The organism is Buttiauxella sp. JUb87 (assembly GCF_004361975.1).
GTDB lineage: Bacteria > Pseudomonadota > Gammaproteobacteria > Enterobacterales > Enterobacteriaceae > Buttiauxella > Buttiauxella ferragutiae.
In genome coordinates this window covers 59774-86005 of the sequence record NZ_SNVY01000003.1, presented here as the reverse complement: position 1 = coordinate 86005, position 26232 = coordinate 59774, and the positions used below count along the sequence as shown (strand labels likewise).

Annotated in this window: 25 protein-coding genes; 7 read left to right on the top strand and 18 right to left on the bottom strand. The window is 50.7% G+C overall.

Annotation, left to right across the window (positions count from 1 at the left end; genetic code table 11):
• Positions 1–11 precede the first annotated feature (11 nt).
• Positions 12–1082, bottom strand: coding sequence for a tRNA preQ1(34) S-adenosylmethionine ribosyltransferase-isomerase QueA (gene queA / locus EC843_RS12500; protein WP_064549191.1), 1071 nt, complete (start codon positions 1080–1082; stop codon positions 12–14).
• A gap of 107 nt (positions 1083–1189) precedes the next feature.
• Between queA and acpH the strand changes: the two genes are divergently transcribed.
• Positions 1190–1771, top strand: a complete 582-nt coding sequence (acpH, locus tag EC843_RS12495) for an ACP phosphodiesterase (protein WP_133522324.1) — start codon at positions 1190–1192, stop codon at positions 1769–1771.
• 201 nt (positions 1772–1972) lie between these two features.
• Positions 1973–2575, top strand: coding sequence for a peroxiredoxin C (locus tag EC843_RS12490; protein WP_064549195.1), 603 nt, complete (start codon positions 1973–1975; stop codon positions 2573–2575).
• A 51-nt stretch (positions 2576–2626) separates the two neighbouring features.
• Here EC843_RS12490 and EC843_RS12485 read toward each other — a convergent pair whose 3' ends face one another.
• The 4 genes from EC843_RS12485 to malZ form a co-directional block, all read right to left on the bottom strand.
• Positions 2627–4495, bottom strand: a complete 1869-nt coding sequence (locus EC843_RS12485; protein WP_133522323.1) for an amidohydrolase — start codon at positions 4493–4495, stop codon at positions 2627–2629.
• A gap of 23 nt (positions 4496–4518) precedes the next feature.
• Positions 4519–5061 (bottom strand): antibiotic biosynthesis monooxygenase, encoded by a 543-nt coding sequence (locus EC843_RS12480; protein WP_121814233.1) that lies wholly within the window; start codon positions 5059–5061, stop codon positions 4519–4521.
• 55 nt (positions 5062–5116) lie between these two features.
• Positions 5117–5758: a hydrolase gene (locus EC843_RS12475; protein WP_121814234.1), complete on the bottom strand. Its 642-nt coding sequence runs from the start codon at positions 5756–5758 to the stop codon at positions 5117–5119.
• Positions 5759–5931: 173 nt separating this feature from the next.
• Positions 5932–7749, bottom strand: coding sequence for a maltodextrin glucosidase (gene malZ, locus EC843_RS12470; protein ID WP_133522322.1), 1818 nt, complete (start codon positions 7747–7749; stop codon positions 5932–5934).
• A 185-nt stretch (positions 7750–7934) separates the two neighbouring features.
• Between malZ and EC843_RS12465 the strand changes: the two genes are divergently transcribed.
• Positions 7935–8228, top strand: a complete 294-nt coding sequence (locus EC843_RS12465; RefSeq protein WP_064549205.1) for a YicS family protein — start codon at positions 7935–7937, stop codon at positions 8226–8228.
• 45 nt (positions 8229–8273) lie between these two features.
• Here the strand turns inward: EC843_RS12465 and proY are convergent, their stop codons facing one another.
• From proY to phoB, 4 genes are all read right to left on the bottom strand, one after another.
• Positions 8274–9641 (bottom strand): proline-specific permease ProY, encoded by a 1368-nt coding sequence (gene proY, locus EC843_RS12460; RefSeq protein ID WP_064549207.1) that lies wholly within the window; start codon positions 9639–9641, stop codon positions 8274–8276.
• Between the two features lie 71 nt (positions 9642–9712).
• Positions 9713–11035 carry a branched-chain amino acid transporter carrier protein BrnQ gene (gene brnQ / locus EC843_RS12455; RefSeq protein ID WP_064549209.1) on the bottom strand — a complete coding sequence of 441 codons (1323 nt, stop codon included), beginning with the start codon at positions 11033–11035 and terminating at the stop codon, positions 9713–9715.
• A gap of 566 nt (positions 11036–11601) precedes the next feature.
• The gene (gene phoR / locus EC843_RS12450) at positions 11602–12900 is read right to left on the bottom strand and encodes a phosphate regulon sensor histidine kinase PhoR (protein ID WP_064549211.1); all 1299 of its coding nucleotides are present in this window, start codon (positions 12898–12900) and stop codon (positions 11602–11604) included.
• Between the two features lie 22 nt (positions 12901–12922).
• Entirely contained in the window at positions 12923–13612 is a 690-nt protein-coding gene (phoB, locus tag EC843_RS12445; protein WP_064549213.1) for a phosphate response regulator transcription factor PhoB, read from the bottom strand.
• Positions 13613–13803: 191 nt separating this feature from the next.
• On the opposite strand from phoB, the gene sbcD reads away from it, so the two are divergent.
• Complete coding sequence (sbcD, locus tag EC843_RS12440; protein WP_064549215.1) at positions 13804–15021, top strand: exonuclease subunit SbcD; 1218 nt, start codon at positions 13804–13806, stop codon at positions 15019–15021.
• Positions 15018–18173, top strand: coding sequence for an exonuclease subunit SbcC (gene sbcC / locus EC843_RS12435; protein WP_133522321.1), 3156 nt, complete (start codon positions 15018–15020; stop codon positions 18171–18173). Before sbcD ends, sbcC begins: the two co-directional genes overlap by 4 nt.
• Before the next feature lie 81 nt (positions 18174–18254).
• On the opposite strand, the gene mak is transcribed toward sbcC, so the two are convergent.
• Entirely contained in the window at positions 18255–19166 is a 912-nt protein-coding gene (gene mak, locus EC843_RS12430; protein WP_064549218.1) for a fructokinase, read from the bottom strand.
• Between the two features lie 125 nt (positions 19167–19291).
• On the opposite strand from mak, the gene rdgC reads away from it, so the two are divergent.
• On the top strand, positions 19292–20203 hold the full coding sequence (gene rdgC, locus EC843_RS12425) for a recombination-associated protein RdgC (RefSeq protein WP_064549221.1): 912 nt from the start codon (positions 19292–19294) through the stop codon (positions 20201–20203).
• A 42-nt stretch (positions 20204–20245) separates the two neighbouring features.
• Here the strand turns inward: rdgC and ppnP are convergent, their stop codons facing one another.
• From ppnP to EC843_RS12400, 5 genes are all read right to left on the bottom strand, one after another.
• The gene (gene ppnP, locus EC843_RS12420) at positions 20246–20539 is read right to left on the bottom strand and encodes a pyrimidine/purine nucleoside phosphorylase (protein ID WP_034457894.1); all 294 of its coding nucleotides are present in this window, start codon (positions 20537–20539) and stop codon (positions 20246–20248) included.
• Positions 20540–20619: 80 nt separating this feature from the next.
• Complete coding sequence (locus EC843_RS12415) at positions 20620–21297, bottom strand: AroM family protein (protein WP_133522320.1); 678 nt, start codon at positions 21295–21297, stop codon at positions 20620–20622.
• A 277-nt stretch (positions 21298–21574) separates the two neighbouring features.
• Positions 21575–21766, bottom strand: a complete 192-nt coding sequence (locus EC843_RS12410) for a YaiA family protein (protein WP_121814240.1) — start codon at positions 21764–21766, stop codon at positions 21575–21577.
• 44 nt (positions 21767–21810) lie between these two features.
• The gene (gene aroL, locus EC843_RS12405) at positions 21811–22335 is read right to left on the bottom strand and encodes a shikimate kinase AroL (RefSeq protein WP_133522319.1); all 525 of its coding nucleotides are present in this window, start codon (positions 22333–22335) and stop codon (positions 21811–21813) included.
• A 263-nt stretch (positions 22336–22598) separates the two neighbouring features.
• Positions 22599–23060 carry a YaiI/YqxD family protein gene (locus EC843_RS12400; RefSeq protein ID WP_133522318.1) on the bottom strand — a complete coding sequence of 154 codons (462 nt, stop codon included), beginning with the start codon at positions 23058–23060 and terminating at the stop codon, positions 22599–22601.
• Between the two features lie 147 nt (positions 23061–23207).
• Here EC843_RS12400 and proC point away from each other — a divergent pair, with 147 nt between their 5' ends.
• The gene (gene proC, locus EC843_RS12395; protein ID WP_064549230.1) at positions 23208–24017 is read left to right on the top strand and encodes a pyrroline-5-carboxylate reductase; all 810 of its coding nucleotides are present in this window, start codon (positions 23208–23210) and stop codon (positions 24015–24017) included.
• 34 nt (positions 24018–24051) lie between these two features.
• On the opposite strand, the gene adrA is transcribed toward proC, so the two are convergent.
• From adrA to iraP, 3 genes are all read right to left on the bottom strand, one after another.
• Positions 24052–25119: a diguanylate cyclase AdrA gene (gene adrA / locus EC843_RS12390; RefSeq protein WP_064549233.1), complete on the bottom strand. Its 1068-nt coding sequence runs from the start codon at positions 25117–25119 to the stop codon at positions 24052–24054.
• A 150-nt stretch (positions 25120–25269) separates the two neighbouring features.
• Complete coding sequence (locus EC843_RS12385) at positions 25270–25587, bottom strand: PsiF family protein (RefSeq protein ID WP_064549236.1); 318 nt, start codon at positions 25585–25587, stop codon at positions 25270–25272.
• A 218-nt stretch (positions 25588–25805) separates the two neighbouring features.
• A complete protein-coding gene (gene iraP / locus EC843_RS12380; protein ID WP_064549344.1) occupies positions 25806–26066 on the bottom strand; it encodes an anti-adapter protein IraP in 261 nt (86 codons plus the stop codon).
• Between the last annotated feature and the right edge of the window lie 166 nt (positions 26067–26232).

Sequence of the window (26232 nt, the reverse complement as noted above, 5' to 3'; positions counted from 1 at the left end):
GAATTGACTGATTAGGCGCCAGGGCGCTCATTTATCGCCTGCGGATTGTACGTGATGTACATGGCATCCCCGTAACTAAAAAATCGATATTCGGAGTTAACAGCGGCTTTATAGGCGTTCATGGTGTTTTTATAACCAGCAAACGCGGAAACCAGCATGATCAGAGTCGATTCCGGCAGGTGGAAGTTGGTCACCAGTGCATCAATCACTTTGTATTGATAGCCTGGATAGATGAAGATTTGGGTATCACCGAAGAACGGTTCGATCAGGTCGTTTTTTGCGGCCTGCGCCGCACTTTCCAATGAGCGAACTGAAGTGGTTCCTACTGCGATAACGCGATTACCACGCGCTTTGCAGGCTAGCACCGCGTCAACCACGTCCTGTGGCACTTCCGCATATTCGGAGTGCATGATGTGGTCTTCGATGCTATCCACGCGCACAGGCTGGAATGTTCCGGCTCCTACGTGCAACGTCACAAACGCCTGCTCAATGCCTTTATTGCGCAACGCTTCGAGCAATGGCTCGTCAAAGTGCAAGCCGGCAGTAGGCGCGGCAACCGCACCAGGTTTCTGGCTATAAACGGTTTGATACAGCTCGCGGTCAGAGTCTTCATCCGGGCGGTCGATGTACGGCGGCAGCGGCATATGGCCGATGCTGTTGAGAATATCAAGGACACTGCGCTCGTCTTCAAACTGCACTTCAAACAACGCATCGTGGCGCGCAACCATCGTGGCATGTACGCTTTCATCATCGCCCAGCAACAATTCAGCACCCGGTTTAGGGGCTTTAGAAGCACGGATATGCGCGAGGATACGTTTGTCGTCAAGCATACGTTCGACCAGCACTTCAATCTTGCCGCCGCTGGCTTTACGGCCAAAAAGGCGCGCCGGGATCACGCGGGTATTGTTAAAGACCAGCAGATCTCCAGGGTTGAGCTTATCGAGCAAATCGGTGAAAGTGCCATGCGTTAAATTACCCGAGGGCCCTTCCAGAGACAGCAAACGGCACCCACTGCGCTGTGCTTGTGGATAGTGGGCAATCAAGGATTCAGGTAATTCAAAGGAAAAATCGGCAACACGCATGGTTTAGAGCTCAAGACTTAAAAAGTGGCGCTACAGTCTAGTGCCAGGGGACACTCCCTGCAAGGAAAAGGACGCCCGTTAATGCTGAATCGACAATTAAGGTTACTATGAATTTTCTCGCCCATTTACATCTTGCAAGCCTTGCTGACAGCTCACTTCTGGGGAATTTGCTTGCCGATTTTGTCCGTGGCAACCCGAATGAAAGCTATCCGGGTGACGTCGTGGCGGGTATCCATATGCATCGTCGCGTCGATGTGCTGACCGATAGCTTGCCGGAGGTGGCGATTGCGCGACAATGGTTCCGCCCTGAAACTCGCCGTGTCGCCCCGATAACATTAGATGTGATGTGGGACCATTTCGTTTCACGCCACTGGCAGACACTCTGCCCAAACACGCCGCTGCCAGAATTTGTCGCTTACGCGCGTGCCAATATCGAACCCTTTTTAATCGATACCCCAGAACGCTTTATCAATCTTAATCACTATCTGTGGGACGAGCGCTGGCTCGAGCGTTATAGCGACATGGCATTTATTGCTAATGTTCTCAATGGGATGGCTACGCGTAGACCAAAACTCTATGCTTTGCGAGCTTCCTGGCAAGATCTTGATACCCATTACGCTGCGCTTGAAGAATTGTTCTGGCAGTTCTACCCACGCATGATGGCGATGGCAGAACAAAAAAGTTTGTAACCGATCTCAGCGTGGTTATTTACTTCTTGCCCTTTTATAAAAAAGGGCTACTTTGGATCGCTGCTGTGCGAATATTCATTTTTTGATAGGTAAATCCTATCTGATTAATCGGCACAGTATGGTTGAGTTAGAGGGATTGCCGCCCCTATACTCCCCCCCGTTGCGTTAACACTCACTTTAACAAAATTAACAGGAGTACATATGGTCCTGGTTACTCGTCCAGCCCCTGACTTTACAGCTGCAGCCGTACTCGGCAGTGGCGAAATCGTTGAAAACTTCAACTTCAAAGCACACACCAATGGTAAAACCACCGTTGTGTTCTTCTGGCCAATGGACTTCACTTTCGTATGCCCGTCTGAACTGATTGCGTTCGACAAGCGTTACGAAGAATTCCAGAAACGTGGCGTAGAAGTCGTTGGTGTATCTTTTGACTCCGAGTTCGTTCACAACGCATGGCGTAAAACCCCTGTTGATAAAGGCGGCATCGGTGAAGTGAAATATGCGATGGTTGCTGACATTAAGCGTGAAATTCAGAAAGCTTATGGCATCGAACATCCAGACGCAGGCGTTGCTCTGCGCGGTTCTTTCCTGATCGACAAAGCCGGTATCGTGCGTCACCAGGTTGTTAACGACCTGCCGCTGGGCCGTAACGTTGATGAAATGCTGCGTATGGTTGATGCGCTGCAATTCCACGAAGAGCACGGCGAAGTGTGCCCAGCTCAGTGGGAAAAAGGTAAAGAAGGCATGAACGCATCTCCAGACGGCGTTGCTAAATACCTGAGCGAAAACGTTTCTAGCCTGTAATTGCTAAACGTTTTTGACGAGAAAGGCCGCGCAAGCGGCCTTTTTTAGTTTCTAGAAAGCAAAACAAGAACAGCCCATCACGCCCCAGAATGCGCCTTCATCAGCAACAGGTATCGCTGATTTACGCGCTGTATCATGTTGATGACCATGCACATTACAGCTTCCGCAGCATTGGTGAACTTGCGCCATCATCCCCACTTTCCCAGCCTCTGGCGGTGCCGAACGGTAATGCCCAGGAACGTTCACCACAGGCGACCATTCGGGTAGCACTGGAATCGGTGGTGGAGCAAGCGCGGTAAAGGCACCTGCTGCATAAACCACTTTGCCATCCACCAGCGTTAACAGCGATTCAATGCCTTTGATTTCCTCTTCTGGCACCTTAAAGAAATCTTTTGAAAGCACGACTAAATCGGCAAGTTGCCCGGCTTTAATACGCCCTTTTTTACCCTGTTCACTGGAAAACCACGCGCTGCCAGCCGTCCATAGCTCAAGCGCCACATCACGCGAAAGCCGGTTATTGTCGTCATACATTTGCATCCCGCCTACCGTGCGCCCCGACACCAGCCAGTAAAGCGCCGTCCACGGATTATAACTGGCGACACGCGTCGCATCCGTCCCCAGCCCAACTGGTAATTCAGCGGCGAGCATTTTCGCGATAGGCGGCGTCTGTTTAACAGCTTCGGCACCATAACGTGCCGCGTAATATTCGCCCTGAAAAGCCATGCGATGCTGGACCGCGATACCGCCTCCCAACGCCTTAACGCGCTCAATATTCTTTTCACTGATGGTTTCGGCGTGGTCAAAAAGCCAGTGCAGGCCGTTAAACGGAATCTCACGATTCACCTTCTCAAACACCTCCAGCATACGGCTGATGGATTCGTTATAAGTCGCATGAAGACGGAATGGCCAACGATGTTCCACTAAATGGCGCACCACACGTTCCAGCTCTTGCTCCATACCGTCTGGTAAATCCGGACGCGGCTGCAAGAAATCCTCAAAGTCGGCGGCTGAAAAGACCAACATTTCCCCGGCACCATTTGCACGATAGAAATCAGTGCCCTGCCCCGGTTTCAGCATATCGGTCCATTTTTCAAAATCTTCCAGCTCATGCTGCGGACGCTGGGTAAACAGGTTGTAGGCGATACGCACCGTCATCTGCTTTTCGGCATGAAGCTGGTCGATTATCTGATAATCCTCCGGGTAATTCTGGAACCCACCACCGGCATCAATCGCGCTGGTAATCCCTAATCGGTTAAGCTCACGCATAAACTGGCGCGTCGAATTGACCTGTAAATCGAGCGGTAATTTCGGCCCTTTCGCCAGCGTCGAGTACAGAATCATGGCATTCGGTTTGGCGATAAGCATGCCCGTTGGATTACCGTTGCGGTCACGCATAATCTCGCCACCCGCTGGATTGGGCGTGTCTTTGGTGTAACCCACCGCTTTTAGTGCCGCCTGGTTTAACAATGCGCGATCGTAGAGATGCAACACAAAAACCGGCGTATCCGGTGCCGCCTCGTTGAGTTCTTCAAGCGTTGGCATACGGTGCTCGGCAAACTGAAATTCCGTCCACCCCCCGACCACGCGCACCCATTGTGGCGACGGCGTGCGTAATGCCTGCTCTTTGAGCATACGCAAGGCATCGGCCAGAGAAGGCACACCTTCCCAACGCAGCTCCAGGTTGTAGTTCAAGCCGCCACGAATCAAATGCAGATGTGAGTCGTTCAGGCCTGGAATCACCGTATAACCTTTGAGATCAACACGCTGCGTTTCTTCATTGGCAAAATTCATCACCCAGGATTCGCTGCCCACGGCAACAATTTTACCGTCTTTGATCGCCACGGCTTCGGCGAGCGGCGTTTCGCTGTCGAGAGTGTGAAACTGACCGTTAGTGAGAATGAGTGAGGCAATTTGCGACATAACCTGTACTCCTCAGTAAAACGTTATTTTTTCAGCCAACCGGCAAACAGCCGCGTCATGACTGGCATCCACAGCCACACCACCAGCGCGACAACCAGCGCATCATTGATGAGGTGCAACAAAAGCGAGCCGTGCAGCGAAGGAAAAAGCATCGCGGTAACACGCGGCACGACGTTGGTGCTCGGGAAAATGACCGCCAGGGTGATCAGGAATTGCTTCCATTGCGCGGGGCGTTTCAGCGCTGGGGTTTCCGGGGTAAACCAGAAGGCATTTTCGGTGCGAACTTCCAGATGATCGTCAAGTCGCAGCGCGGGTTTTATCTCCTCAACCAGCGTTTCTCGCTCAGCCGATTTAGTCCAGGCGGTGAGATTCTCCAGGGTGTCGAAACGAATCACGATGTTGTAAACATCGTTTCCGGTGGTGGGGCGAATAACGTGCACGCCAAGGTGTCCGGGATAACGCGCAGCGGCTGGCATGATTTTCGCCAGCCATTGCTCATAATGCGCAGCCTGGCCTGATTTAAGAGCGTGGGTTATCACCAGCGTGACAGTATTGTTGTCAGCCATAGGCTATTCCTGATGCAAAACAAGCAAAAGGCAGGAGGCTTCCTGCGGCGATAAATCAGGCTTTCCGTTCTGGCGCGCCATGGACCATGGTGTAAGCATAATCGACGCCTATGCCATAGGCACCGCTGTGCTCGCGCACCAGATCCATCACCGCATCGTAAGTGTCGCGGCGCGCCCAGTCGCGTTGGTATTCGAGCAACACCTGCTGCCAGGTCACCGGAACGGCCCCGGCTTGTACCATGCGGTCAATTGAGCGTTCGTGAGCATCGACCGACGTGCCGCCCGAAGTATCAGTCACAACGTAAACTTCAAAGCCTTCGTCGAGCGCCATCAAGGCAGGAAACGTCAGGCACACTTCGGTCCACAAAGCAGAAATAATCAGTTTCTTGCGCCCGGTCGCTTTCACCGCTGCAACAAAAGCCGCATCTTCCCAGGAGTTCATTGAAGAGCGTTCGATAGGCGTAATTTCTGGGTGTATCGCCAGCAATTCAGGCCAGATATATCCACTGAAACTCTTCGTTTCTACCGAGGTAAAAATAGTCGGAACGTTAAAGATCTTTCCGGCCTTAGCTAGCGCAACGGTGTTATTTTTCAGCGTCTGGCGGTCGATATTCGCCACGCCAAAAGACATTTGAGGCTGGTGATCGATAAAGATCAGGGTGGAGTTGGTGGGGTCAATCAGTTCACGTATAGACATAAATTTTCCTTAAATTTCATCTGAATGATTAAGGAAGCGGCACAAGGTACAGCCTCCCAAATGGTATGAGATCTGGAAATGTCTAACTTAAGCAGAGGTTATTGATGAGAGGGAAAAGTAAGGATAGCACCGGTATTCCCCTTTGCCTGGCAAAAGGGAAACCGGTTGCAGAGCTAGAGACTATGCCACAATGAAACGGAGACCGCAGGTAGCGACAGTGCGCAATTTTCTAACGTCGCCTCGCCTTCAAGCTGTGTCCACGCTTTGCCGTGCAACAGCGGGTTCCACGGCAGCGTTCTCAGTGCTTCATCGCCACGGTTAATCGCCACCAGCACACGTTCGTTTTGCCAGACACGAACGAATACCACCACGTCGCCCTCGGCGTAAATTACCTGGCAACCGCCGTGGCGCAAGGCGCGGCTTTTGTGGCGTAATTTTCCGAGCCGTTGATAAAGTGCCAGTAGCCCCAGATCTTGTTGATCCGGATTCCATGGGAAAGGTTTACGGCAAAACGGATCGTTATTACCATCTAAACCCACTTCATCACCATAGTAGACGCAAGGCACGCCGGGCCAGCAATACAGCCACACGACGGCCAGAGGTAAGCGTGCCGCATCCTTGCCAAGGATCGACTTGAAGCGTGCGGTGTCGTGGCTGTCGAGCTGGTTAAACATGCGCAGTTGCTGCTGATGAGAAAGCCCCGCACGATATTCATCCATCCACGCCATACAGGTTTGTGCGTCGATATGTTGCGGATCATAGGAAATATCGGTGTTGGCAAGAAATCCCCACAGCGGGAAGGTGAAACCGCGATAGTTCATCGCCGCATCTTCGGCATCTGTCTGCAACCACTGGCGGGCGTCGCCAAAATGTTCACCCAAAATATAGGCATCAGATTTGGTTTCTTTCGCCGCTTTGGTGATACCGGAAACGTGCAGCAGGTTGTTTTTCGCGCCACCCTCTTCGCCTAGCATATGCACCACATCCAACCGCCAGCCGTCTATGCCCCACGGTTCACGCAACCAATGGCGCACCACGCTTTCGTCGCCCTGGTAAATCTCGTCAACCAGGTTGGAGGAGTGGTAATCCAGCTTTGGCAAACTGGAATAGCCGAGCCAGTCGAGCGCTTGCCCCTCCTGGTTATAACTGTAAAAATCGCGCCAGGGTGATTGCGGGTTGTGGCTCGCACCGCTGCCGTGTGTTTGTTGGCGGTCAAACCATTGGTGAGTATCGCCGCTGTGGTTAAACACACCGTCGAGCATCAGGCGCATACCGTAACGCTGAGTGTTTTTACGCAACCGCAAATAGGCGTGATCGCCACCAAACTGCACGTCGACGTGGCGATAATCCTGAGTATCGTATTTATGGACGCTCGGCGCGGTAAAAATCGGGTTGAGATACAGCGCAGTGACACCCAGCGTCTTCAGATACGAAAGATTTTCACTGATACCGTCAAGATCGCCACCATAGAAGGTCGATCCGCCTGCGTCCGCGATCAGCGGCTCATCCCAGTCACGCAAGATAATGTCGCGCTTTGCGGCGTGGTGATAATAGATCCGATCCTGTTCCGGAGTACGTTGTTCACTGCGGGCAAAACGATCGGGGAAAATCTGGTAGAAGATCTGATCCTGTACCCATTGTGGGCCATCGTCAGGCAGATCGACCGCAAACTGCTCAAGACGTGCCGGCGGGATCGACCCGATACCTTGTGGCGTTAACCAGCGCTGTTTATCCAGCCACAACATTTTAAAACTGTAGCGGCGTCGCGGTTGCCCTTCCGATAAATCAATCACTCCGCGCCAGGCGACAATACCTTCAGCGGGTGCGGCTTTCTGGCGAGTCATCTGTACCGAGGTTTCTTCGTTATCCTTTTCATAACGGAGTACCACGCGGTGCGGCAAATCATCACCAGAAACCCACAAACTGATGTACAGCTTGTCTTTACGTGTCTGAATAAAAGGGGGCACCGGAAGGTGCCAGGCATTAAACATAATCGCTTTCCCAGAGAATAAATTGACGCCACCTTGCCACAGCGTAAGCGCTTATCACTCATCATTACTATTTTTATTGGGGGAGGAAAGCGGGGGCGGAGAAATAGCGTCGGTTGCTTAATAAGTTAGCGATACCTATAGTGAGAATATTCTTACTCCATCTGCCCTGCATCAAGGAGCTCGCCATGACTATTGCCCGTAGCCTTTCCTTGCTTCTGTTCGTATTTTATTCCGCCAACACGTTGGCTGCCTCGCCTTATGAATCGCTGCAATTTGGAAAGTATAAACAACAGATTACTGCGGATTTAAAAAAGACCTGCCATCCACAAAAGAAAATGACGGATGAAGCCTGGGGGAACAAAATTCTCGCCAACGAAGATAACAAAATGTATATCCGCGACGCGAGAATTGCACTTGAACGCAACAACGAGAAAAACTACTGGGAAGCAATAAGTAAAGTAGAGTGCCCAGAAATGTAAGTTATAGGGTGGATTTTGCTAACGCTAGTCCACCCTGTAAGACGCTTACGAGTTTGTGGCGAGTATTTGACGACGTTTAAACATCCAGCCAACCAGCAGCAACACAATCCACACGCAGCCGACATACAGCGAGATGCGCGTGTCAGGATGCCAGCCAATCAGCGCGATAATAAACACCAGGAACACCAGGCCCACAATGGTGGTTACCACGCCGCCCGGTACCGGGAATTTGAGCGCTTTAGTTTCTTCAGGGGATAGCTTGCGACGGAACGCGATCTGCGACAGCAGGATCATTATCCAAACCCACACCGTGGCAAAGGTCGCCAGCGAAGCAATCACCAGGAAAACGTTTTCTGGAATCAGGTAATTGAGCACCACCGCCAGTAACAGTGCGCAGCACATGACCAACACAGTGACCCACGGAATACCGTTGCGTGATGTTTTGGCGAACACTTTCGGGGCACTGCCCTGCTCTGCCATACCGTGCAACATGCGGCCGACACCGAAGACATCACTGTTAATGGCTGAAAGCGATGCGGTGATCACCACGAAGTTAAGAATCCCTGCCGCAGCCGTAATCCCCATATGCTGGAACGTCAATACAAACGGGCTGCCTTCCGTGCCCACCTGGTTCCACGGATAGATAGACATGATGACAAACAGCGTGCCCACATAGAACACCAGGATACGTAGCGGAACAGAGTTGATGGCGCGAGGAATCGACTTCTGCGGGTCTTTCGCTTCACCCGCAGTGATACCGATAATTTCAATCCCGCCGTAAGCAAACATCACCATCTGCAACGACATAATCATGCCTATCCAGCCATTGCTGAAGAAGCCGCCATTGCTCCACAAATTATGGATACCAGTTGGCTGACCACCGTTACCAATACCCCAAACGATGATGCCAATACCGGCAGCAATCATGATGATAATGGTCGCGACTTTGAAGAAAGAGAACCAAAATTCCAGCTCGCCAAACACTTTGACGCTCATCAGGTTAATGGCGCAGATAATTAGCACTACGCTCAATACCCAGACCCAATGTGGTACCGCCGGGAACCACAGCCCCATATAGATACCAAATGCGGTGACGTCGGCAATTGCGACAATCAGGATCTCAAAACAGTAAGTCCAGCCGGTGATGTAACCTGCCAGCGGGCCGAGGTTATCTTGCGCATAGCGTGAAAATGAACTGGCGGAAGGGTTATGAACCGACATCTCGCCAAGGGCGCGCATAATGATGTAAGCCGCCACCCCACCGATGATGTAGGCCAACAACACACTTGGCCCTGCCATTTTGATAGCGTCTGCCGAACCATAAAACAGCCCGGTGCCAATTGCCGAACCCAACGCCATAAAGCGTATGTGCCGGGTACTCAAGCCGCGCTTGAGCTTATTAGCGTTTTCCATTAATTCCAACCCTGCTTAACAATAAAAAAAACCACGGAGCAAAGCCCCGTGGTTGTACAAAATTATAATTTTTAGTGGGCGGCGGAGGCCACCTGTCGCCCTGCGGCGCGGTCCCATACGATGGTAATTACCACCATGATAATGGTCGGAAGCAACCATGCCAGGCCCTGTTCGGACAGCGGCAAGTGGGAAGTCCACGCGGGTAAAATATCGCTGATTGCCGAAGCTTTAATCCCGTCCATGATGCCAAACAAGGTGCTGATGACCATCGCTGGCGCAATCACGCGGGTTGAGTTATGCCACCACGGACGGGTGAAACTCAGCACCACCAGCGCAATACACGGCGGGTAAATCGCCGTCAGCACCGGAATTGAAACCTGAATCAGGTGACTCAACCCGAGGTTAGAAACCACCATCGAGAACAAGCCAAGGATAAACACCAGCGAACGGTAAGACAGTGGCAGATACTGGCTGAAGAACTCAGCACACGCACAAGTCAGGCCAACTGCCGTGACCATGCAGGCAAGGAAAATCAGCGCGGCGAGGAAGAAGCTACCAGCACTACCGAAGGTATGAGCCACATAGGCATGCAGGATCGCAGCACCGTTGGCATTTTGGTCAGCGACCAGCGTAGCGCTATCAGAACCCAGGCGGAACAGCGCAAGGTAAATCAGCGTTAAGCCAACACCAGCAATCAGGCCAGCCAAAATGGTATAGCGTGTCAGCAAGCGGGATTCAGTCACGCCACGGGAACGTGCCGCGTTAACAATCACAATCCCGAACACCAGCGAAGCCAGGGTATCCATCGTCAGATAGCCATTCACAAAACCGTTAGCAAACGCCGCATTCTGATACGCCTCAGTCGCAGTGCTGATACCGCCTGCTGGCCACAGCATTGCACCCGCCGCCAGCGCCAGGAGCGCAACGATTTTCACCGGAGCCAGCACGTGGCCAACGGTGTCCAGCAATTTACCTGGATACAGTGAAATACCGATAACAATCGCGAAGTAAACCAGACTGTAGATAAACAGTGGCAGTTCACCCGACCCCACCAGTGGTGCAATCCCGACTTCGAAGGAAACAGTAGCCGTACGCGGGGTGGCAAACAATGGGCCAACCGCCAGGTAACAAATAGTCGCTAACAGCACACCGGCACGACGGCCAATCGGTGAGCTCAGGCTATCAATACCCCCACCGACACGAGCAATCGCGACGATAGTTAAAACGGGCAGACCAACCGCGGTCACCAGGAAGCCAAGTGAGGCAATCCAGACGTGTTCGCCAGCTTGTAACCCCACCATTGGTGGAAAAATGATATTGCCTGCGCCGACAAACAGCGCAAAGGTCATAAAGCCTAGCGCGAGGATGTCTCGAGATTTCAGATGATGGGTCATAAAATTTTGGCAGCCTGTGGATGTGTGGTGTTGTAAGTATTCAAATTTTTATGCGTGTATTTGCCAATCCTTAGACAGTCATACATCGGCATAAAAGCGGTGATTGGCAGTAACGACAGCGGAAAATCCTTTCCGGGATCGGTGGCGAAGAATAGTTGTTTGAATTACCACTCAAATCCAGTCGGTCTGCTATTCACAGGGGCGCAATTAAAACGCTTATAGCGTTTGAAGGCAAGAAGGGATCCAAAAACCAGATTGATCTCCTTAAATTAGACTTAAAATCAGTGGATTTGTTTATACATTAGAAAATTGTATGGTTTTTTGTGTGGTTAAAATATCACCAATTAAGCTTTTTTGATTTACATGTGGGCAAAAAAAACACAGGCCAGCAAGCTGACCTGTGGAAAGTTATTTTGACACTATTCAGCGATAAACGGGTTTTGCAGGGTAGATAAGCGATATCGTCATCCACCATTTGCGCCAGTTGTTACAGAGAGAAGTGTCGGATGACGCTTCGCTTATCCGATCTACGAAAAACTTGTCATCAGTGTCATAACTTACGCGGCTTACAGCACTTTATCGTTAACGATTAAACGCTCAGGCAACACAAAGGAAAACGTGGAACCTTTCCCTGGCTGGCTTTCGATATTCAGACGCGCATCGTGATGGCTTAACGCATGTTTCACTATTGCCAAGCCTAACCCACTACCACCTGTTTGCCTTGAACGCGCTTTATCCACTCGATAGAACCGCTCGGTCAGGCGTGGGATATGTTCCGCAGAAATACCAGGACCAGTATCCGCCACGCTAAAGCCCACACCACCCGCGACCCGTTTCCAGCTCACGGTAATTTGCGTCCCTTCCGGCGTATGGTTTACCGCGTTGTACACCAGGTTTGAAATCGCGCTGCGTAACTGTTCTTCATTACCGAAGACTTTGAGTGAGGGATCAATATCGAACTTTAGCGTCTGCCTTTGCTGACTCAGGGTTTGTGCTTCTCGCTCCACCACACGCAGCATCAGTGGCACATCAATCTTTTCATTGAGCACCATTGCCGGTGCCGCTTCAATTTTAGATAGCGTCAAAAGCTGTTTCACCAGACCTTCCATCCGCGAAGTTTGCTCGCGCATGGTGCCCAGAGCCTTATCGCGCAGCGGCCCTTCAAGCGCCTGATCCTGCATCATCTCCAGATAACCTTGCAGTACCGTCAACGGAGTACGCAGTTCATGGCTAACGTTGGCAAAAAAGTTACGTCGCGCCCCTTCCAGTTGGTGCATCTGCGTGACATCACGTGCCACCATCAGCCACTGCTCGTCGCTGTATGGCATCACACGGAATTCCAGATGACGGCCATTGTTAAGCACCAGCGTCAACGGCCGGGCGAAATCTTTTTGCGTCAAATAGCGGGTAAATTCAGGGTAACGCAGCAAGTTAAGGATGTTCTGCCCGTTATCGTCCGGCCAGCGTAACCCCAACAACTGTTGGGCCAGCCCGTTACACCAAAAAATGGTCCCTTCTTCGGTAGTCAGCACTACCGCATCGGGCAGTGATTCCGCACCGCTGCGAAAGCGTTTGATTAAATTGCCTAATTCTTTACGGCGTTTTTTATTACGCAGCTGCATTTGATGAAGACCGTATAACAACGGATCCCAGCTCCCGCGACCAGGGGGCGGTGTCATACTGCGATCAACCCACAACCACCACGACAAACGAAGCAAATTCCAGAAATGCCAAACCAGCAGTCCTGTGACCGCCAGTAATAAAAACCAGGGTAAATAGCCAAAAATAAGGCCCAAGATGACAGCAGGTAAGCAACAGAGCAGCAGCTCCATCACCAACCTTTTCCATGACAGCCGTTCCAGCACGCGTCACTCTCCTGATAAGGAACTAAAAGCGGGTTGAGAACCGATAACCCGTACCGCGTACTGTTTGTACCATTCGATCATGCCCGCTATGTTCGAGCGCTTTACGCAACCGCCTGATATGTACGTCCACTGTTCTGTCTTCGACATACACATTGGTGCCCCATACATGGTTAAGCAACTGTTCACGGCTATATACCCGTTCCGGATGCGTCATAAAGAAGTGTAATAACTTAAATTCAGTTGGCCCCATATCCAGCGGGTTTTCACCGGTCATCACGCGATGTGATGAAGGGTCAAGGCTCAGCCCGTGCATCTCAATAACCTCTTCCACCGCCATCGGAGAGATTCGGCGCATCACAGCTTTAATGCGCGCCACCAGCTCCTTCGGTGAAAACGGCTTGGTAATATAGTCATCGGCACCAACTTCCAGGCCACGCACGCGATCTTCTTCTTCACCACGTGCTGTCAGCATCATTACCGGGATTTCCCGCGTCAATGCTTCACGCTTCAGGTGCTTGATAAACTGAATACCCGAGCCGCCTGGCAACATCCAGTCCAGTAAAATCAGGTCCGGGAAGGGTTCGATAAGCAGATTCACTGCACTGTCATAATCTTCCGCTTCTACAGGCTGAAAACCGTTTTGCTCAAGCACAAAGCTCACCATTTCACGGATTGGAGCTTCATCTTCTACGACTAAAATACGCTTCGCCATGATTCGCCCTGCTCAAGGAATAATTATAGTTGTTTCAATGCGGCGCCATTATGCGTCAGATTTATGACAGATTTATGAAAAACATGACTGTTTAGTGACTCATCAATTTGATTTATGACACAGAGACCTATGCCGTTTTCCGCCTCGCCCCCTTATAATCGAGGCCTCGCTTTTAAGCCACCGGACAGGTTATGCGCATAATTCACACATCAGACTGGCACCTTGGTCAAAATTTTTATACCAAAAGCCGCGGGCCGGAGCATCAGGCTTTTCTTGAATGGCTGCTGAAAGCTGCCGTTGAACATGATGTGGATGCAATAATCGTCGCGGGCGATATTTTTGATACTGGCTCGCCACCAAGCTATGCGCGAGAACTGTATAACCGCTTTGTGGTGCAACTCCAGTCTACCGGCTGCTCACTGGTGGTGCTCGCCGGTAACCATGACTCAGTTGCCACATTGAACGAGTCCCGTGAACTGATGGCGTGTCTTAACACTTATGTCGTCGCCAGCGCACGCCACGATACCAGCCAGCAGGCAATTGTACTGAATACGAAAGATGGCGCGCCTGGTGCTATTCTCTGCCCTATTCCCTTTCTGCGGCCACGCGATATTCAAAACAGTCTGGCGGGTTTATCCGGCCATGAAAAGCAGCGTTCATTAATGGAAGCGATCGGTGAACATTATCAGCAGTGTTTTAGCGCCGCTTGCGTTCTGCGCGCTGACGCGCAGTTGCCAATTATCGCCACCGGGCATTTAACCACCGTCGGCGTGACGAAAAGTGACGCCGTGCGAGACATCTATATTGGCACACTCGACGCTTTCCCGGCGCAGCATTTCCCGGATGCCGATTACATTGCCCTGGGCCATATTCACCGTGCGCAATTAATTGGTGGCACCGAGCATATCCGCTACAGCGGCTCACCAATACCGTTAAGTTTTGACGAAACCGGTAAGACTAAAAGTGTTTATCTGGTTGAATTTTCAGAAGGTAAACTTCATGAAGTCACCCCACTTACGGTACCAGTTAGCCAGCCGCTGGCGGTGATCAAAGGTTCGCTGAACGAAATTGAACAGCAGCTTGAACAATGGCGCGATGCACCGACAGAACCCAAAGTGTGGCTGGATATTGAAATCGCCACCGATGAATATCTGCATGATATGCAGCGCCATATTCAACAGCTAACCGAAACGCTACCTGTTGAAGTGGTTTTGCTGCGCCGTAGCCGTGAGCAGCGCGAGCGTGTTATTGCTCAACAACATAAAGAAACCCTAAGTGAATTGACGGTTGAAGAGGTTTTTGAACGCCGCCTGGTTCAGGAAGAAACCACTGAAGAACGCGCAAAACGCCTGCGCACTCTGTTTGCCCAAACGGTCGCCAGCCTGCATGACGCGGAGGAACAAGCATGAAAATCCTCAGTCTGCGATTGAAAAACCTCAACTCCCTGAAAGGGGAATGGAAAATTGATTTCACCCGCGAGCCTTTCGCCAGCAATGGTTTGTTTGCCATCACCGGGCCAACAGGAGCGGGTAAAACTACGCTACTTGATGCTGTCTGCCTCGCGCTTTATCACAAAACGCCACGTCTCAACACGGTCTCGCAATCGCAGAATGACCTGATGACCCGCGACACTGCCGAGTGTCTGGCGGAAGTGGAATTTGAAGTAAAAGGTGTTGCCTACCGCGCATTCTGGAGCCAGAACCGGGCGCGTAATGCGGCCAACGGCAATCTGCAAGCCCCGCGCGTTGAGCTGGCTGAAGTAGAAAGCGGCAAGATCATCGCCGATAAAGTGAAAGATAAGCTCGATATCACCGCCAAATTGACCGGACTCGATTACGACCGCTTCACCCGCTCCATGATGCTTTCTCAGGGGCAGTTTGCGGCGTTTTTAAATGCCGACGCCAATGACCGTGCCTCATTGCTTGAAGAACTCACCGGTACTGAAATTTACGGTACAGTTTCTGCGGCGGTGTTCGAAAATCATAAAAATGTACGCAGCCAATTAGAGAACCTGCAAGCGCAGGCAGCAGGTGTAGCACTTCTGGATGAATCCCAGCGCCAGCAGCTTTCAGAGAGTTTGCAGGCACTTACTACAGAAGAAAAAAACCGCCTGGCTGAACAGCAGACACTTCAGCAACACCAGCAATGGCTCAGCCAACTCGACCTGTTGACTCAAAAACATTCGCATGCGGGAACGGCACTGAATGCGGCAACTCGCGCAATCGAAGAAGCAGCGCCGCTTCTCGAAAAACTAACACGAGCCCAGCCCGCAGAAAAACTGCGCCCTGACTGGCAACGCTTGCAGGAATTACAGGCCACGCTGCAAAACACCCGCGTACAAAGCGAAGAAGTGAATACTCGCTTACATCAAGCGACAGTGCGACGCCAGCAGACCCGGCAGGCCGCCGCAAGCCAGGCAGCAAAACTGGCGCATGAAAACAGCGAGCTGCAAGCCTGGCTGAAAACGCATGACAGGTACCGCCTGTGGGGCGCTGAACTTGCAGGCTGGCGCATGGCATTCAATCAACAACAACGCGATGCCAGCCAGCTACAGACCTTGCAGCGTGATATTGAAACTAGCCAGAAAAAGCTGGAACTGCTGCCAGCCGTTGAGCTTACGCTCACTGCTGATGAAGTGAGTACTCATTTACAAGCAACGATTACCGCGCGCCCTTTGCGCCAGCAGCTTGCTGCTTTACAGCCGCAACTTGCCTCACTTCACAAGCGAAAAATCCAGCAGCAACAAGATATTACTGCGCTTGAAAAACAGATCACTCAAGGCGATGTCGAGCTGGCACTCAAACGCCAGCAATACAAAGAGCGCCGCCAGCATGAAAGTGACCTGGAAAAAGTATGCGAACTGGAAATGCGCATTGTCAGTCTCGAAGCTGAACGCGCCCATTTGCAACCCGATCAACCTTGCCCGCTGTGTGGTTCCACGCAGCATCCGGCAGTGGCGGATTATCAGGCCATACAGCCAGGAGAAAATCAGCAGCGTCTGACGGCACTAAAACGTGAAGTTGCCAGCCTTGCGGAAGCTGGTTTTGCGATGAAAGGCCAACTCGACACGTTGCGTTCACAGCGCGAAAACCTGGTTGTCGCCATCAAAACGCTTGATGAAGAAGAGAAGGCATTACGTCTACGCTGGCAGCAACTGTGCGCCAGCCTGCAACTGGCGCTGAAGCCCGAGGACGACCTCCAGCAGTGGCTGGAAAGTGAAGAAAAACGCGAGCAGCAGCTGCATCAACTCAGCCAACGGATCGTGCTGGAGGAGCAACTCGCTCGGACGCGTCTGCAACACAGCAAACTAGCGGCAGAGGCCGCGGCACAACGAGAAACACTCAATAGCGTGCTCGAAAATGCTGGCCTACAACATCCCGCTCACGGTGAAGAACATAGCTGGCTGGAACAGCGCCAACAGGAATCCCAAAGCTGGCAACAGCGCAATGAACAACTTCCACGTTTACAACAGCAACTAAACGCCCTGGAAAACCTGCTCAATGCGCTGATTGATGATGGCACCACGCCCGCTCCGCTATCCGAAAGCGAACAAATTTCAGCATTGCAAAACTGGCATAACTTGCACAGCGACTGTATTGCGCTGGAGAGCCAGTGGAAGACGCTGCAACAGCAGTTGCAACAGGAAGAAGCCCGCGTGGGTCAGGCAAATGAGCAGTTCCTGTCCGCCCTTGCCGCTAGCCAGTTCGCCGATGCACCGTCATTCCAGGCAGCATTACTCGATGAAAGTGAACGCCAGCAACTTGAGCAGAAAAAACAGCATCTTGAGCAACAGCATCAGCAGCAAACCATTCTTTGCCAGCAAGCTGAGAAAGCGCTCACTGACCATAAAGCGGCTCGCCCAACTACGCTTGCTGACGATGCAGAACTGAGTTTGCTGGACGCACAATTAACGCTGTGTAATCAGCAACTGCGCGAGAACACCACGCAACAAGGACAGATTCAGCAACAGCTTAGCCATGACGCAGAAAATCGCCTACGCCAGCAAGGGCTGATGCAGTCCATCGTCGAGTGCCAGCAGCAAGTTGAAGACTGGGGCTATCTCAATGCGTTAATTGGTTCGAAGGAAGGCGATAAATTCCGTAAGTTTGCCCAGGGGCTGACGCTCGATAATCTGGTGTGGTTGGCGAACAACCAGCTAAACCGTTTGCATGGGCGTTATTTGTTACAACGCAAAGATAGCGAAGCGCTGGAATTGCAAGTGGTCGATACATGGCAGGCCGATGCGGTGCGCGACACTCGCACGCTTTCAGGTGGTGAGAGTTTCCTGGTCAGCCTGGCGCTGGCGCTGGCGTTATCCGACCTGGTGAGCCACAAAACCCGCATCGACTCGCTGTTCCTTGATGAAGGCTTTGGCACGCTGGACGCAGAGACACTGGACACCGCGCTGGATGCGTTAGATACGCTGAATGCCAGCGGCAAAACCATCGGCGTGATAAGCCACGTTGAGGCAATGAAAGAACGTATTCCGGTACAGATTAAGGTTAAGAAGATCAACGGATTGGGTGTTAGCCGCCTCGCTAAGGAGTTTGCTGTCGAGTAATTTTATCGGATGACCCTGCGCTTATCCAACCTACATGTGAGATCTCGTAGGGCAGATAAGCGTAGCGTCATCCGCCAGCTTTTACTTCTCCAGCGGCCACAACCATGCGGCACCGCGCACGCCGCTGGAATCGCCGTGCACTGCTTTGCGGATTGGAGTTTCACATTCGCCACCAAACACCCACGGTTTCACCAACTGTGGCACCGTTTTGTACAAGCGTTCGTTGTTGCTCATGCCGCCGCCTAACACGATCACATCAGGATCGAGAATATTGACGATGTGTGCCAAAGATTTTGCGAGGCGCATTTCATAGCGTGAGATCGCCAGTTCAGCGATCGGATCTTGTTGATCCACCAGATGCATAATCTCATTGCCTTTCAATGATTTCCCGCTCAGGCGATGGTAGTCGGTGCCGAAACCAGTACCGGAAATAAAGGTTTCGATACAACCTTGTTTTCCGCAGTAGCAAGGCACTTCTTCACGAAAACGGAGTTCGTCTTCGTCCATCCACGGTAATGGGTTATGGCCCCACTCGCCCGCCGTGCCGTTGCCGCCGATCAGGCTGCGGCCATTAATGGCCACGCCTGCACCACATCCTGTACCAATAATCACGGCAAAAACCATCGCCGCACCAGCCGCCGCTCCGTCGATAGCTTCCGAAACCGCCAGGCAGTTGGCATCGTTTGCCAAACGCACTTCGCGCTGGAGCGCATCGCACAAATCTTTATCAAAAGGCTGCCCGTTAAGCCAGGTGGAGTTCGCATTTTTGACCACGCGTGTATAGGGTGAAATCGAACCTGGAATACCCATTCCGACCGTTCCCTTCTCCCCGGTAGCCTCTTCAGCCAGACGCACGAGTTCAACGATAGTTGCGATGGTTTGCTGATAATCATTTTTTGGTGTTGGCAGGCGATGACGAAAAAGTTGCTTTCCGTCGTTCGCCAGAGCGATCACTTCTGTTTTTGTCCCACCCAGGTCGATACCAATGCGCACAGCAACCCCCTCATTTGATTAGTATTATCAATAGAATAGAAGTGTTACGCCGTAAAGACAATGAAACACAGCGCCTGATTCGTTATCATGCCCGCTGCGTTTAACTGACAGTCCGGGAAAAAATCATGCTGTGGTTCAAAAATTTAATGGTTTACCGTTTAAGCCGTGACATCACGCTTTCAGCGGATGACATGGAAAAGCAGTTGGCCGCATTTACTTTTACCCCATGCGGTAGCCAGGACATGGCCAAGACCGGTTGGGTATCGCCAATGGGCTCACACAGCGATTCATTAACCCATGTCGCCAATGGGCAAATTGTGATTTGCGCCCGTAAAGAAGAAAAAATTCTCCCGGCTCCAGTGATTAAACAAGAGCTGGAAGCAAAAATCAGCAGGCTCGAAGCCGAACAAGCTCGCAAGCTGAAAAAGACCGAGAAAGATTCTCTAAAAGATGAAGTGCTGCACTCTTTGCTGCCACGCGCATTCAGCCGTTTTAACCAAACGATGATGTGGATCGATACCGTAAACGGTTTGATCATGGTTGATTGTGCCAGCGCCAAGAAAGCTGAAGATACGTTGGCGCTGCTGCGTAAAAGCCTCGGTTCGCTACCGGTTGTCCCGTTGGCACTGGAAAACCCAATTGAACTGACGCTGACTGAGTGGGTGCGCTCCGGCGATGTACCTCCAGGCTTTGCGCTGATGGATGAAGCCGAGCTGAAAGCCATTCTCGAAGGTGGTGGTGTGATCCGCTGTAAGCAGCAGGATCTGGTGTGCGATGAAATTGCTGCGCATATCGAAGCCGATAAAGTGGTGACGAAATTAGCTCTGGACTGGCAAGAACGTATTCAGTTCCTGGTTGCCGATGATGGTTCAATTAAGCGTCTGAAGTTTGCCGATACGCTGCGCGACCAAAACGAGGATATTGACCGTGAAGATTTCGGTGCTCGTTTTGATGCAGATTTTATTCTGATGACGGGTGAACTGGCGGCGTTGATTAAGAACCTGGTGGAAGCGTTAGGCGGCGAAGCTCAGCGCTAAAATCTGTTCCCTCTTCCCGACGGGAAGAGGGAAATAAAGACATTATTTATCAGCCAGATAACGGCAAAGATAAGAGGTAGGTTCAGCAACTTGTAAATGGAATTCGCTGTGTCCTGGAACATGGAACACGGTGCCCGCCGCATAGGTTTTCCACTCGGTTTCACCCGGCAGTAACACGTGCAATGCCCCACTAATCACTGTCATTTCTTCTGGTTGGGCGGTCCCGAAAGTGTATTCACCTTCAACCATCACCCCAACACTTGCGCGGCCAGTGCTGCTGCTGGTAAACCCAATAGATTTCACTTTACCGGAAAAGTACTCATTACTTTGAAGCATAACCAGGCCCTTTTTAAAATAGTTGAAAAAACAATATAGAGGGGAACGGAAGAGCCTGTCACGCAAATTATTGACCGTCGTTATGCGAGCAACTCTGACGCTAAGCGCGCAATTAACACGTTCGATAACAATACCGGAACATCGAGTGATTTTTGCAACAAATCACGATGTTTTTGGTGGAAACCCAGACAGTCCAGAACCAGCACATCCGCACCATCTTTAACCAGTTTCTTTCCGGCTTCGATTAAATCCTGCTCGCTTCCATGAATGGGATTCGCCAATTCATACAGCGGCTCGTTTTCCAACAACTGCCATTTTTTATTCTGAAATTTCAGCAATTCAGGAACGGGGATGATGATACCGACTTGATGCCCATCGACAATTGAGGCCACCAGCGGTGGGATAATACGTTCCGGCTCGAGCAAAATACCGTTACGCACGGAGAGATTCGATAAGCGGTGGGTGCTCATCAGCAAAATGACATCGAAGCCCTGATTATCCAGCACTTCAATCACACTCTGCAGCGCCTTCTCAACTTTTTGTTTATCGACATAAACCAGCACGTTGCCGGATAAAAGCGTCAGAAGTGGTTCATTTCCCGGTGTAGGGGCGTATTCAGCCATCACTTCATCGTGAGAGAGGTGGCCCAGTAAACTGAGGTGTCTGATTTGATCTTCAGAGATGTGATCTGTCAGTAACGGCAGTATTTCACTGACCGGGACGACGCCGATGGTAATAATTGCCAATGTTTGTTTCATGTTCGTTCCGCCCTTGTCCCATATCAGCCCCTCAATGCTGCGCTGGTACCAATCCTTACAAATGATACTCTGCTGAAGGTCGCTCAATAATTAACCACAAAGCGTAGCAGCATATTTGCAGAGCACCTGCTGGAATATTCAACGAAACGTCAACGACATTGATACAACATCATGGTAATGAATATTTAACAAATGAATTGAGCAAAAGATGTGATTAATCACCAGGTCAATGAATTCACTTAAAAGATGAGGGGATTCTGGCGTCCTTGCCGGGATGTTACGTCTTTCGCGGATCTTCATAACGCTGTTTAGCATCCAGCGCTTCTTGTTCGCTTTCGTGCTCACTAATCAGCGTATCAGGATGGGGATGATCGGCTCGAAGTTGATACCAGGTCACAGTTTTATCTGTCGCACCTTTTTCAACGGCAACTATACGCGCTTCCCGGGGGTATGGAGGATTGCTCGCCATCGCTCTTCCTTTGGAGATGAATGAGCGTTAAGTATAGACAAAAATCAGCTGGCTCGAGCCGTATGCAGTACCGCCAACACCGCTTCAACAATTTCCGCAGGCGGACGAGTGGCATCAACGACATGGTGTGCAGCCTGGTTGTAAAGCGCTTCACGCGCGGCGAGAACCTCAACGATTTCATCCGTAATAGGTCTGCCAGTGAGCGTTGGACGCTGTCCTTCTTCCGGGAAAGCTTCTAAACGTGATGCCAGGATTTGCGCAGGAGCTCGCAAATAAATGACGACACCATGCTCACGCATAAACTGACGGTTACTTTCGGCCAGAACCATGCCGCCGCCGGTGGCAATAACCGTACCGGGAGCAGTAACACTTTGCAGCGCACCTGATTCACGACGACGAAAACCTTCCCAGCCCTCTTTTGCCACAATATCGGCAACGCTCATTTTGGTGCTGTCTAAAAGGTAATGGTCGGTATCGACAAAGTTACAGCCCAATGCCTGCGCTAATGCAACACCGACGGTTGTTTTGCCACAACCTCGTGCGCCGACTAAATAAATGGGTTGAGTCATCAGTGGCTAATCCTCAGCAGTACGCCAGAGTTGGTAAAAATCTGAGTAGGTAAAAATCCAGAGACTGATGACAAACGTCTTCGTAGGTCGGATAAGCGCAGCGTCATCCGACACAACTGGCGTAAATGGTGGATGACGCTAACGCTTAGCCACCCTACAAAACACATTTATCACCCTTTGTCAGCAATCTGAATCTATAACGTTTTTCGTTACGCGAATCATCATATCAGCAAGCTAGTACGCGGAATAGAATTACATCGGTTTTAGGCGCCTTTTGAACGGCTGGCAACCAGCAGCCACTTTTCCAGTTCGTTGGCAAACAGCTGGCGGTCACGCTGGTTGAGGCTGTCTGGCCCGCCAGTTTGTACACCACTGGATCGTAAAGTATCCATAAAATCGCGCATCGTCAGGCGTTCCCGGATAGTCGCAGGCGTGTACAGTTCTCCACGAGGGTTCAGTGCAATCGCACCTTTTTCCAGCACGTCAGCGGCCAGAGGAATATCTGCGGTGACGACTAAGTCGCCCTTTTCGCAGCGGCGCACAATTTCGTTATCAGCAACATCAAATCCGCTTGCCACTTGCAGGCTGCGGATATAACGCGATGGTGGAACTTTTAGCCCCTGGTTGGCAACCAGAGTTACCATCATTTGTGCGCGTTCCGCTGCACGAAACAGTACTTCTTTAATCACTTTTGGACACGCATCAGCATCCACCCAGATTTGCATGACGATTCCTGTGGGTCGGGGTTTATGGTGGCGATCTTGCCGTGCTTTTGCAGAATCGCAAACTTTATCTTTGCTTACGGTTAGCCGAAGCGGCGGAAATCACGTTAAGCTATGCTCATCGTACAACTCAGAAGATGGAGTGAGACTATGGATAAGAAGATTGGTTTTATTGGTTGCGGCAACATGGGGAAAGCCATCCTTGGTGGTCTGATAGCCAGTGGACAGGTGCTTCCTGGTAATATCTGGGTCTACACACCTTCGCCCGATAAAGTGCAAGAGTTGCACGATCAATATGGTATTAATGCGGCAGAAAGTGCGCAAGAAGTGGCACAAATTGCAGATATTGTTTTCGGTGCCGTGAAACCAAATGTCATGCTAAAAGTGCTGAGTGAAGTCAATTCCAGCCTGAATAAAGACTCGGTGGTGATTTCCATTGCTGCGGGCGTAACGCTGGATTCTCTGGCTAAAGCACTGGGCCACGATCGCAAAATTATTCGCGCCATGCCCAATACCCCAGCGTTAGTGAATGCGGGTATGACGTCCATCACGCCAAACGCGCTGGCTACTCCCGAAGATATTGCCGATGCGGTTAACATTTTCCGCAGCTTCGGGCTTGCCGAAGTGGTGTCTGAAACCATGATCCATCCGGTTGTGGGGGTTAGCGGCTCTGCACCAGCGTATGTGTTTATGTTTATCGAAGCCATGGCTGATGCCGCTGTGTTAGGGGGGATGCCGCGCAAACAGGCCTATCAATTTGCTGCGCAGGCCGTCATGGGCTCAGCCAAAATGGTACTGGAAACGGGTAAACATCCTGGTGAGTTAAAGGATATGGTGTGCTCGCCAGGCGGCACCACTATTGAAGCCGTGAAGGTTCTGGAAGAAAAAGGGTTCAGAGCTGCAGTGATGGAAGCCATGGTGAAATGTATGGCGAAATCAGAACACTTGGGCAAATCATAATTTTGTTACCCTCTCCTGTTTCCGGGAGGGGGTTTTAAGCTGCAATATCGGCCACTTCAGTACGGCTGCGCCCCAGGTTTTTAGCTTTATACAACGCAACATCTGCCGCTTTCAACCATTCGCGATAGCTCACCATGCTGTGATCAAACTCTGCCACACCGACACTGATACGCAGTGAGATATGCGGTGCATGCGGTAAACGAAACTCATCAAGATAGTCACGTACACGAGCCATGGCCTGTATCGCGCTATCTTGCGCCGTGCCTGACATAATCACGCCAAATTCGTCACCGCCGAAGCGTCCGACAACATCTGTAATGCGCAAAGTGAGCTGCAAATGCTCTGTAATGGCCAGAATCGCCTCATCACCTACATCATGGCCGCATGAATCATTAATTGATTTAAAGTGGTCAATATCAATCAAAATCAAGGTGGCACTGCGATGATAGCGCTGGCAGTTGTCATATTCACCGTGCAGCAGATGTTCCCAGTGACGACGGTTATATACGCCGGTCATGCCATCACGAGTGCTCATGTGCATTAAGCGCCGTTTATGCTCGGAAAGTTTTAGCGCGGTTCGGTAACTGACCAGTCCAAAGTAAGTCGGGTAAATCAACAAAAACGGCAAGCAAATCCAGACCTGAGATGGCATGGTTTCTAGATTAAGGGGTATTAGGAACATACCTAGCGTCAACAGGCAACTCAGCACTATAAAGCCCAAGCCGTTGAAGAACAGTTTCAATCCACCGCAACCGACATTGTTCATGCATATCATCGCGAGGATTAATGCTGATGGGAGTGCATTCATTCCCATCACCCCAATCCATACGCCGCCCATTAACGAATCAATCATTAAATTACGGGTTTCTGCCCGGGCTGGGTCAGGTGCGCGATCGGCCATTTGCCATGCTAAGTGCGGCCAGATATAGCCATAGGCGATAAGTAACAACCACCACCACCCCGATACTGGCTGCATCACCAATACCGAGGCGACACAGAAAAAACCGGTCCCTAACCCAATAGTTCTCGGTATGTAAAGGCGGCGGGCAAACCGCCTTCCCGAACGATGTCGATCCTCATCGAGGTATGTTGAACCGTCCATAAGCCCCCCAGGAATCCATCTACCAGAATTGTGATCATTAATCATGATATTTAGGAATATTCTGAAACATTTGCCGTAATTATAGAAAGCATGCTTTGGGGGAAAGTATGATTTTTAGGGTGAGCCAGCGGAGCGTCTCACCCATTTAGCTTATTTAGGCTGTTTTTTCAGGCAATTATCCATGAAGGTTTTTCGCACATCACCGGATAAGGTTTGTCGCCCCGCTTGCGCATTACACTCTTTCATCTTCTGTTGTTGCGGGGTCAGGCTTTTATCTGCGGGGGGCGACTCGCTATTTTTTAAGCAGTTGCTCATGTAGGTTTTGCGTTCATCCCCTTTTAAGATTTGTGCGGTGGCTTTTTGATTACACGTCGTCATACGCTGTTGCTGCGGCGTCAGCGCTTTGTCTGCCGCCCCCGCAGAGCCAACAATACCTGCCAATAAAGCGAACATTAATACCGTTTTCATAGCACCACCCTTTTTAATGTGATGCTTTAATTTTGGTCTGTAGAGTGCGAAAAGGCGAACTGCCGGACGCAGGTATTCTGCCGCTTCGTCCGTTATCGAAACTCAGCTGTGAGGAATAATGGAGAAATAAAAACGATGAGTACAACTTAATTACCCTTATTAACTATTAAGGGTATTAATAATAAAAAACCAGACAGAAAAAAGAGTAATACCGAAATTCAAACTGATGGGCGATTCAGAAGTCGGATTAAATATTTCTTCAATAGATCAGTGTCATAAGATGTGACTGTATCACTGGGTTTGACATTGGCTAAAGAGTCTTCAATGCTAGATGTTATTGCCTGCTGATCCTGGTGCCCCATGCGGTGGAGAATGGCAGTAACGACTATTTCAAGGGCTTCTATCTGTGCAACAAACTCTTTTGACTCTTCTTCTTTTTCGGCGAGTCTGGTCAGTAACTCAGAAATGAGGTTTCTCATCATAATTATCCCAAAGGATTTGAAACCTGACGTTATCATTCTGTTTTCATGTTGCCTAGAGGGAGTGGCGACTATTTTTATATGGATTAACAAATTTGTGTTGGAGCGCAAAAACATCTTATAGATGACAACTTAAAAATATCATCATGCAGTTATTTCAGATCTA

Bases quoted from the DNA above. Each gene is read 5' to 3' on its own strand.
- EC843_RS12415 (WP_133522320.1), bottom strand. From the start codon at position 21,297: ATGAAACAAACATTGGCAATTATTACCATCGGCGTCGTCCCGGTCAGT.
- EC843_RS12480 (WP_121814233.1), bottom strand. From the start codon at position 5,061: ATGGCTGACAACAATACTGTCACGCTGGTGATAACCCACGCTCTTAAA.
- sbcD (WP_064549215.1), top strand. From the start codon at position 13,804: ATGCGCATAATTCACACATCAGACTGGCACCTTGGTCAAAATTTTTAT.
- rdgC (WP_064549221.1), top strand. From the start codon at position 19,292: ATGCTGTGGTTCAAAAATTTAATGGTTTACCGTTTAAGCCGTGACATC.
- phoB (WP_064549213.1), bottom strand. From the start codon at position 13,612: ATGGCGAAGCGTATTTTAGTCGTAGAAGATGAAGCTCCAATCCGTGAA.
- queA (WP_064549191.1), bottom strand. From the start codon at position 1,082: ATGCGTGTTGCCGATTTTTCCTTTGAATTACCTGAATCCTTGATTGCC.
- adrA (WP_064549233.1), bottom strand. From the start codon at position 25,119: ATGGACGGTTCAACATACCTCGATGAGGATCGACATCGTTCGGGAAGG.
- proC (WP_064549230.1), top strand. From the start codon at position 23,208: ATGGATAAGAAGATTGGTTTTATTGGTTGCGGCAACATGGGGAAAGCC.
- EC843_RS12490 (WP_064549195.1), top strand. From the start codon at position 1,973: ATGGTCCTGGTTACTCGTCCAGCCCCTGACTTTACAGCTGCAGCCGTA.
- sbcC (WP_133522321.1), top strand. From the start codon at position 15,018: ATGAAAATCCTCAGTCTGCGATTGAAAAACCTCAACTCCCTGAAAGGG.
- EC843_RS12410 (WP_121814240.1), bottom strand. From the start codon at position 21,766: ATGGCGAGCAATCCTCCATACCCCCGGGAAGCGCGTATAGTTGCCGTT.
- malZ (WP_133522322.1), bottom strand. From the start codon at position 7,749: ATGTTTAATGCCTGGCACCTTCCGGTGCCCCCTTTTATTCAGACACGT.
- brnQ (WP_064549209.1), bottom strand. From the start codon at position 11,035: ATGACCCATCATCTGAAATCTCGAGACATCCTCGCGCTAGGCTTTATG.
- EC843_RS12385 (WP_064549236.1), bottom strand. From the start codon at position 25,587: ATGAAAACGGTATTAATGTTCGCTTTATTGGCAGGTATTGTTGGCTCT.
- EC843_RS12400 (WP_133522318.1), bottom strand. From the start codon at position 23,060: ATGCAAATCTGGGTGGATGCTGATGCGTGTCCAAAAGTGATTAAAGAA.
- EC843_RS12485 (WP_133522323.1), bottom strand. From the start codon at position 4,495: ATGTCGCAAATTGCCTCACTCATTCTCACTAACGGTCAGTTTCACACT.
- acpH (WP_133522324.1), top strand. From the start codon at position 1,190: ATGAATTTTCTCGCCCATTTACATCTTGCAAGCCTTGCTGACAGCTCA.
- ppnP (WP_034457894.1), bottom strand. From the start codon at position 20,539: ATGCTTCAAAGTAATGAGTACTTTTCCGGTAAAGTGAAATCTATTGGG.
- proY (WP_064549207.1), bottom strand. From the start codon at position 9,641: ATGGAAAACGCTAATAAGCTCAAGCGCGGCTTGAGTACCCGGCACATA.
- EC843_RS12475 (WP_121814234.1), bottom strand. From the start codon at position 5,758: ATGTCTATACGTGAACTGATTGACCCCACCAACTCCACCCTGATCTTT.
- iraP (WP_064549344.1), bottom strand. From the start codon at position 26,066: ATGAGAAACCTCATTTCTGAGTTACTGACCAGACTCGCCGAAAAAGAA.
- aroL (WP_133522319.1), bottom strand. From the start codon at position 22,335: ATGACTCAACCCATTTATTTAGTCGGCGCACGAGGTTGTGGCAAAACA.
- EC843_RS12465 (WP_064549205.1), top strand. From the start codon at position 7,935: ATGACTATTGCCCGTAGCCTTTCCTTGCTTCTGTTCGTATTTTATTCC.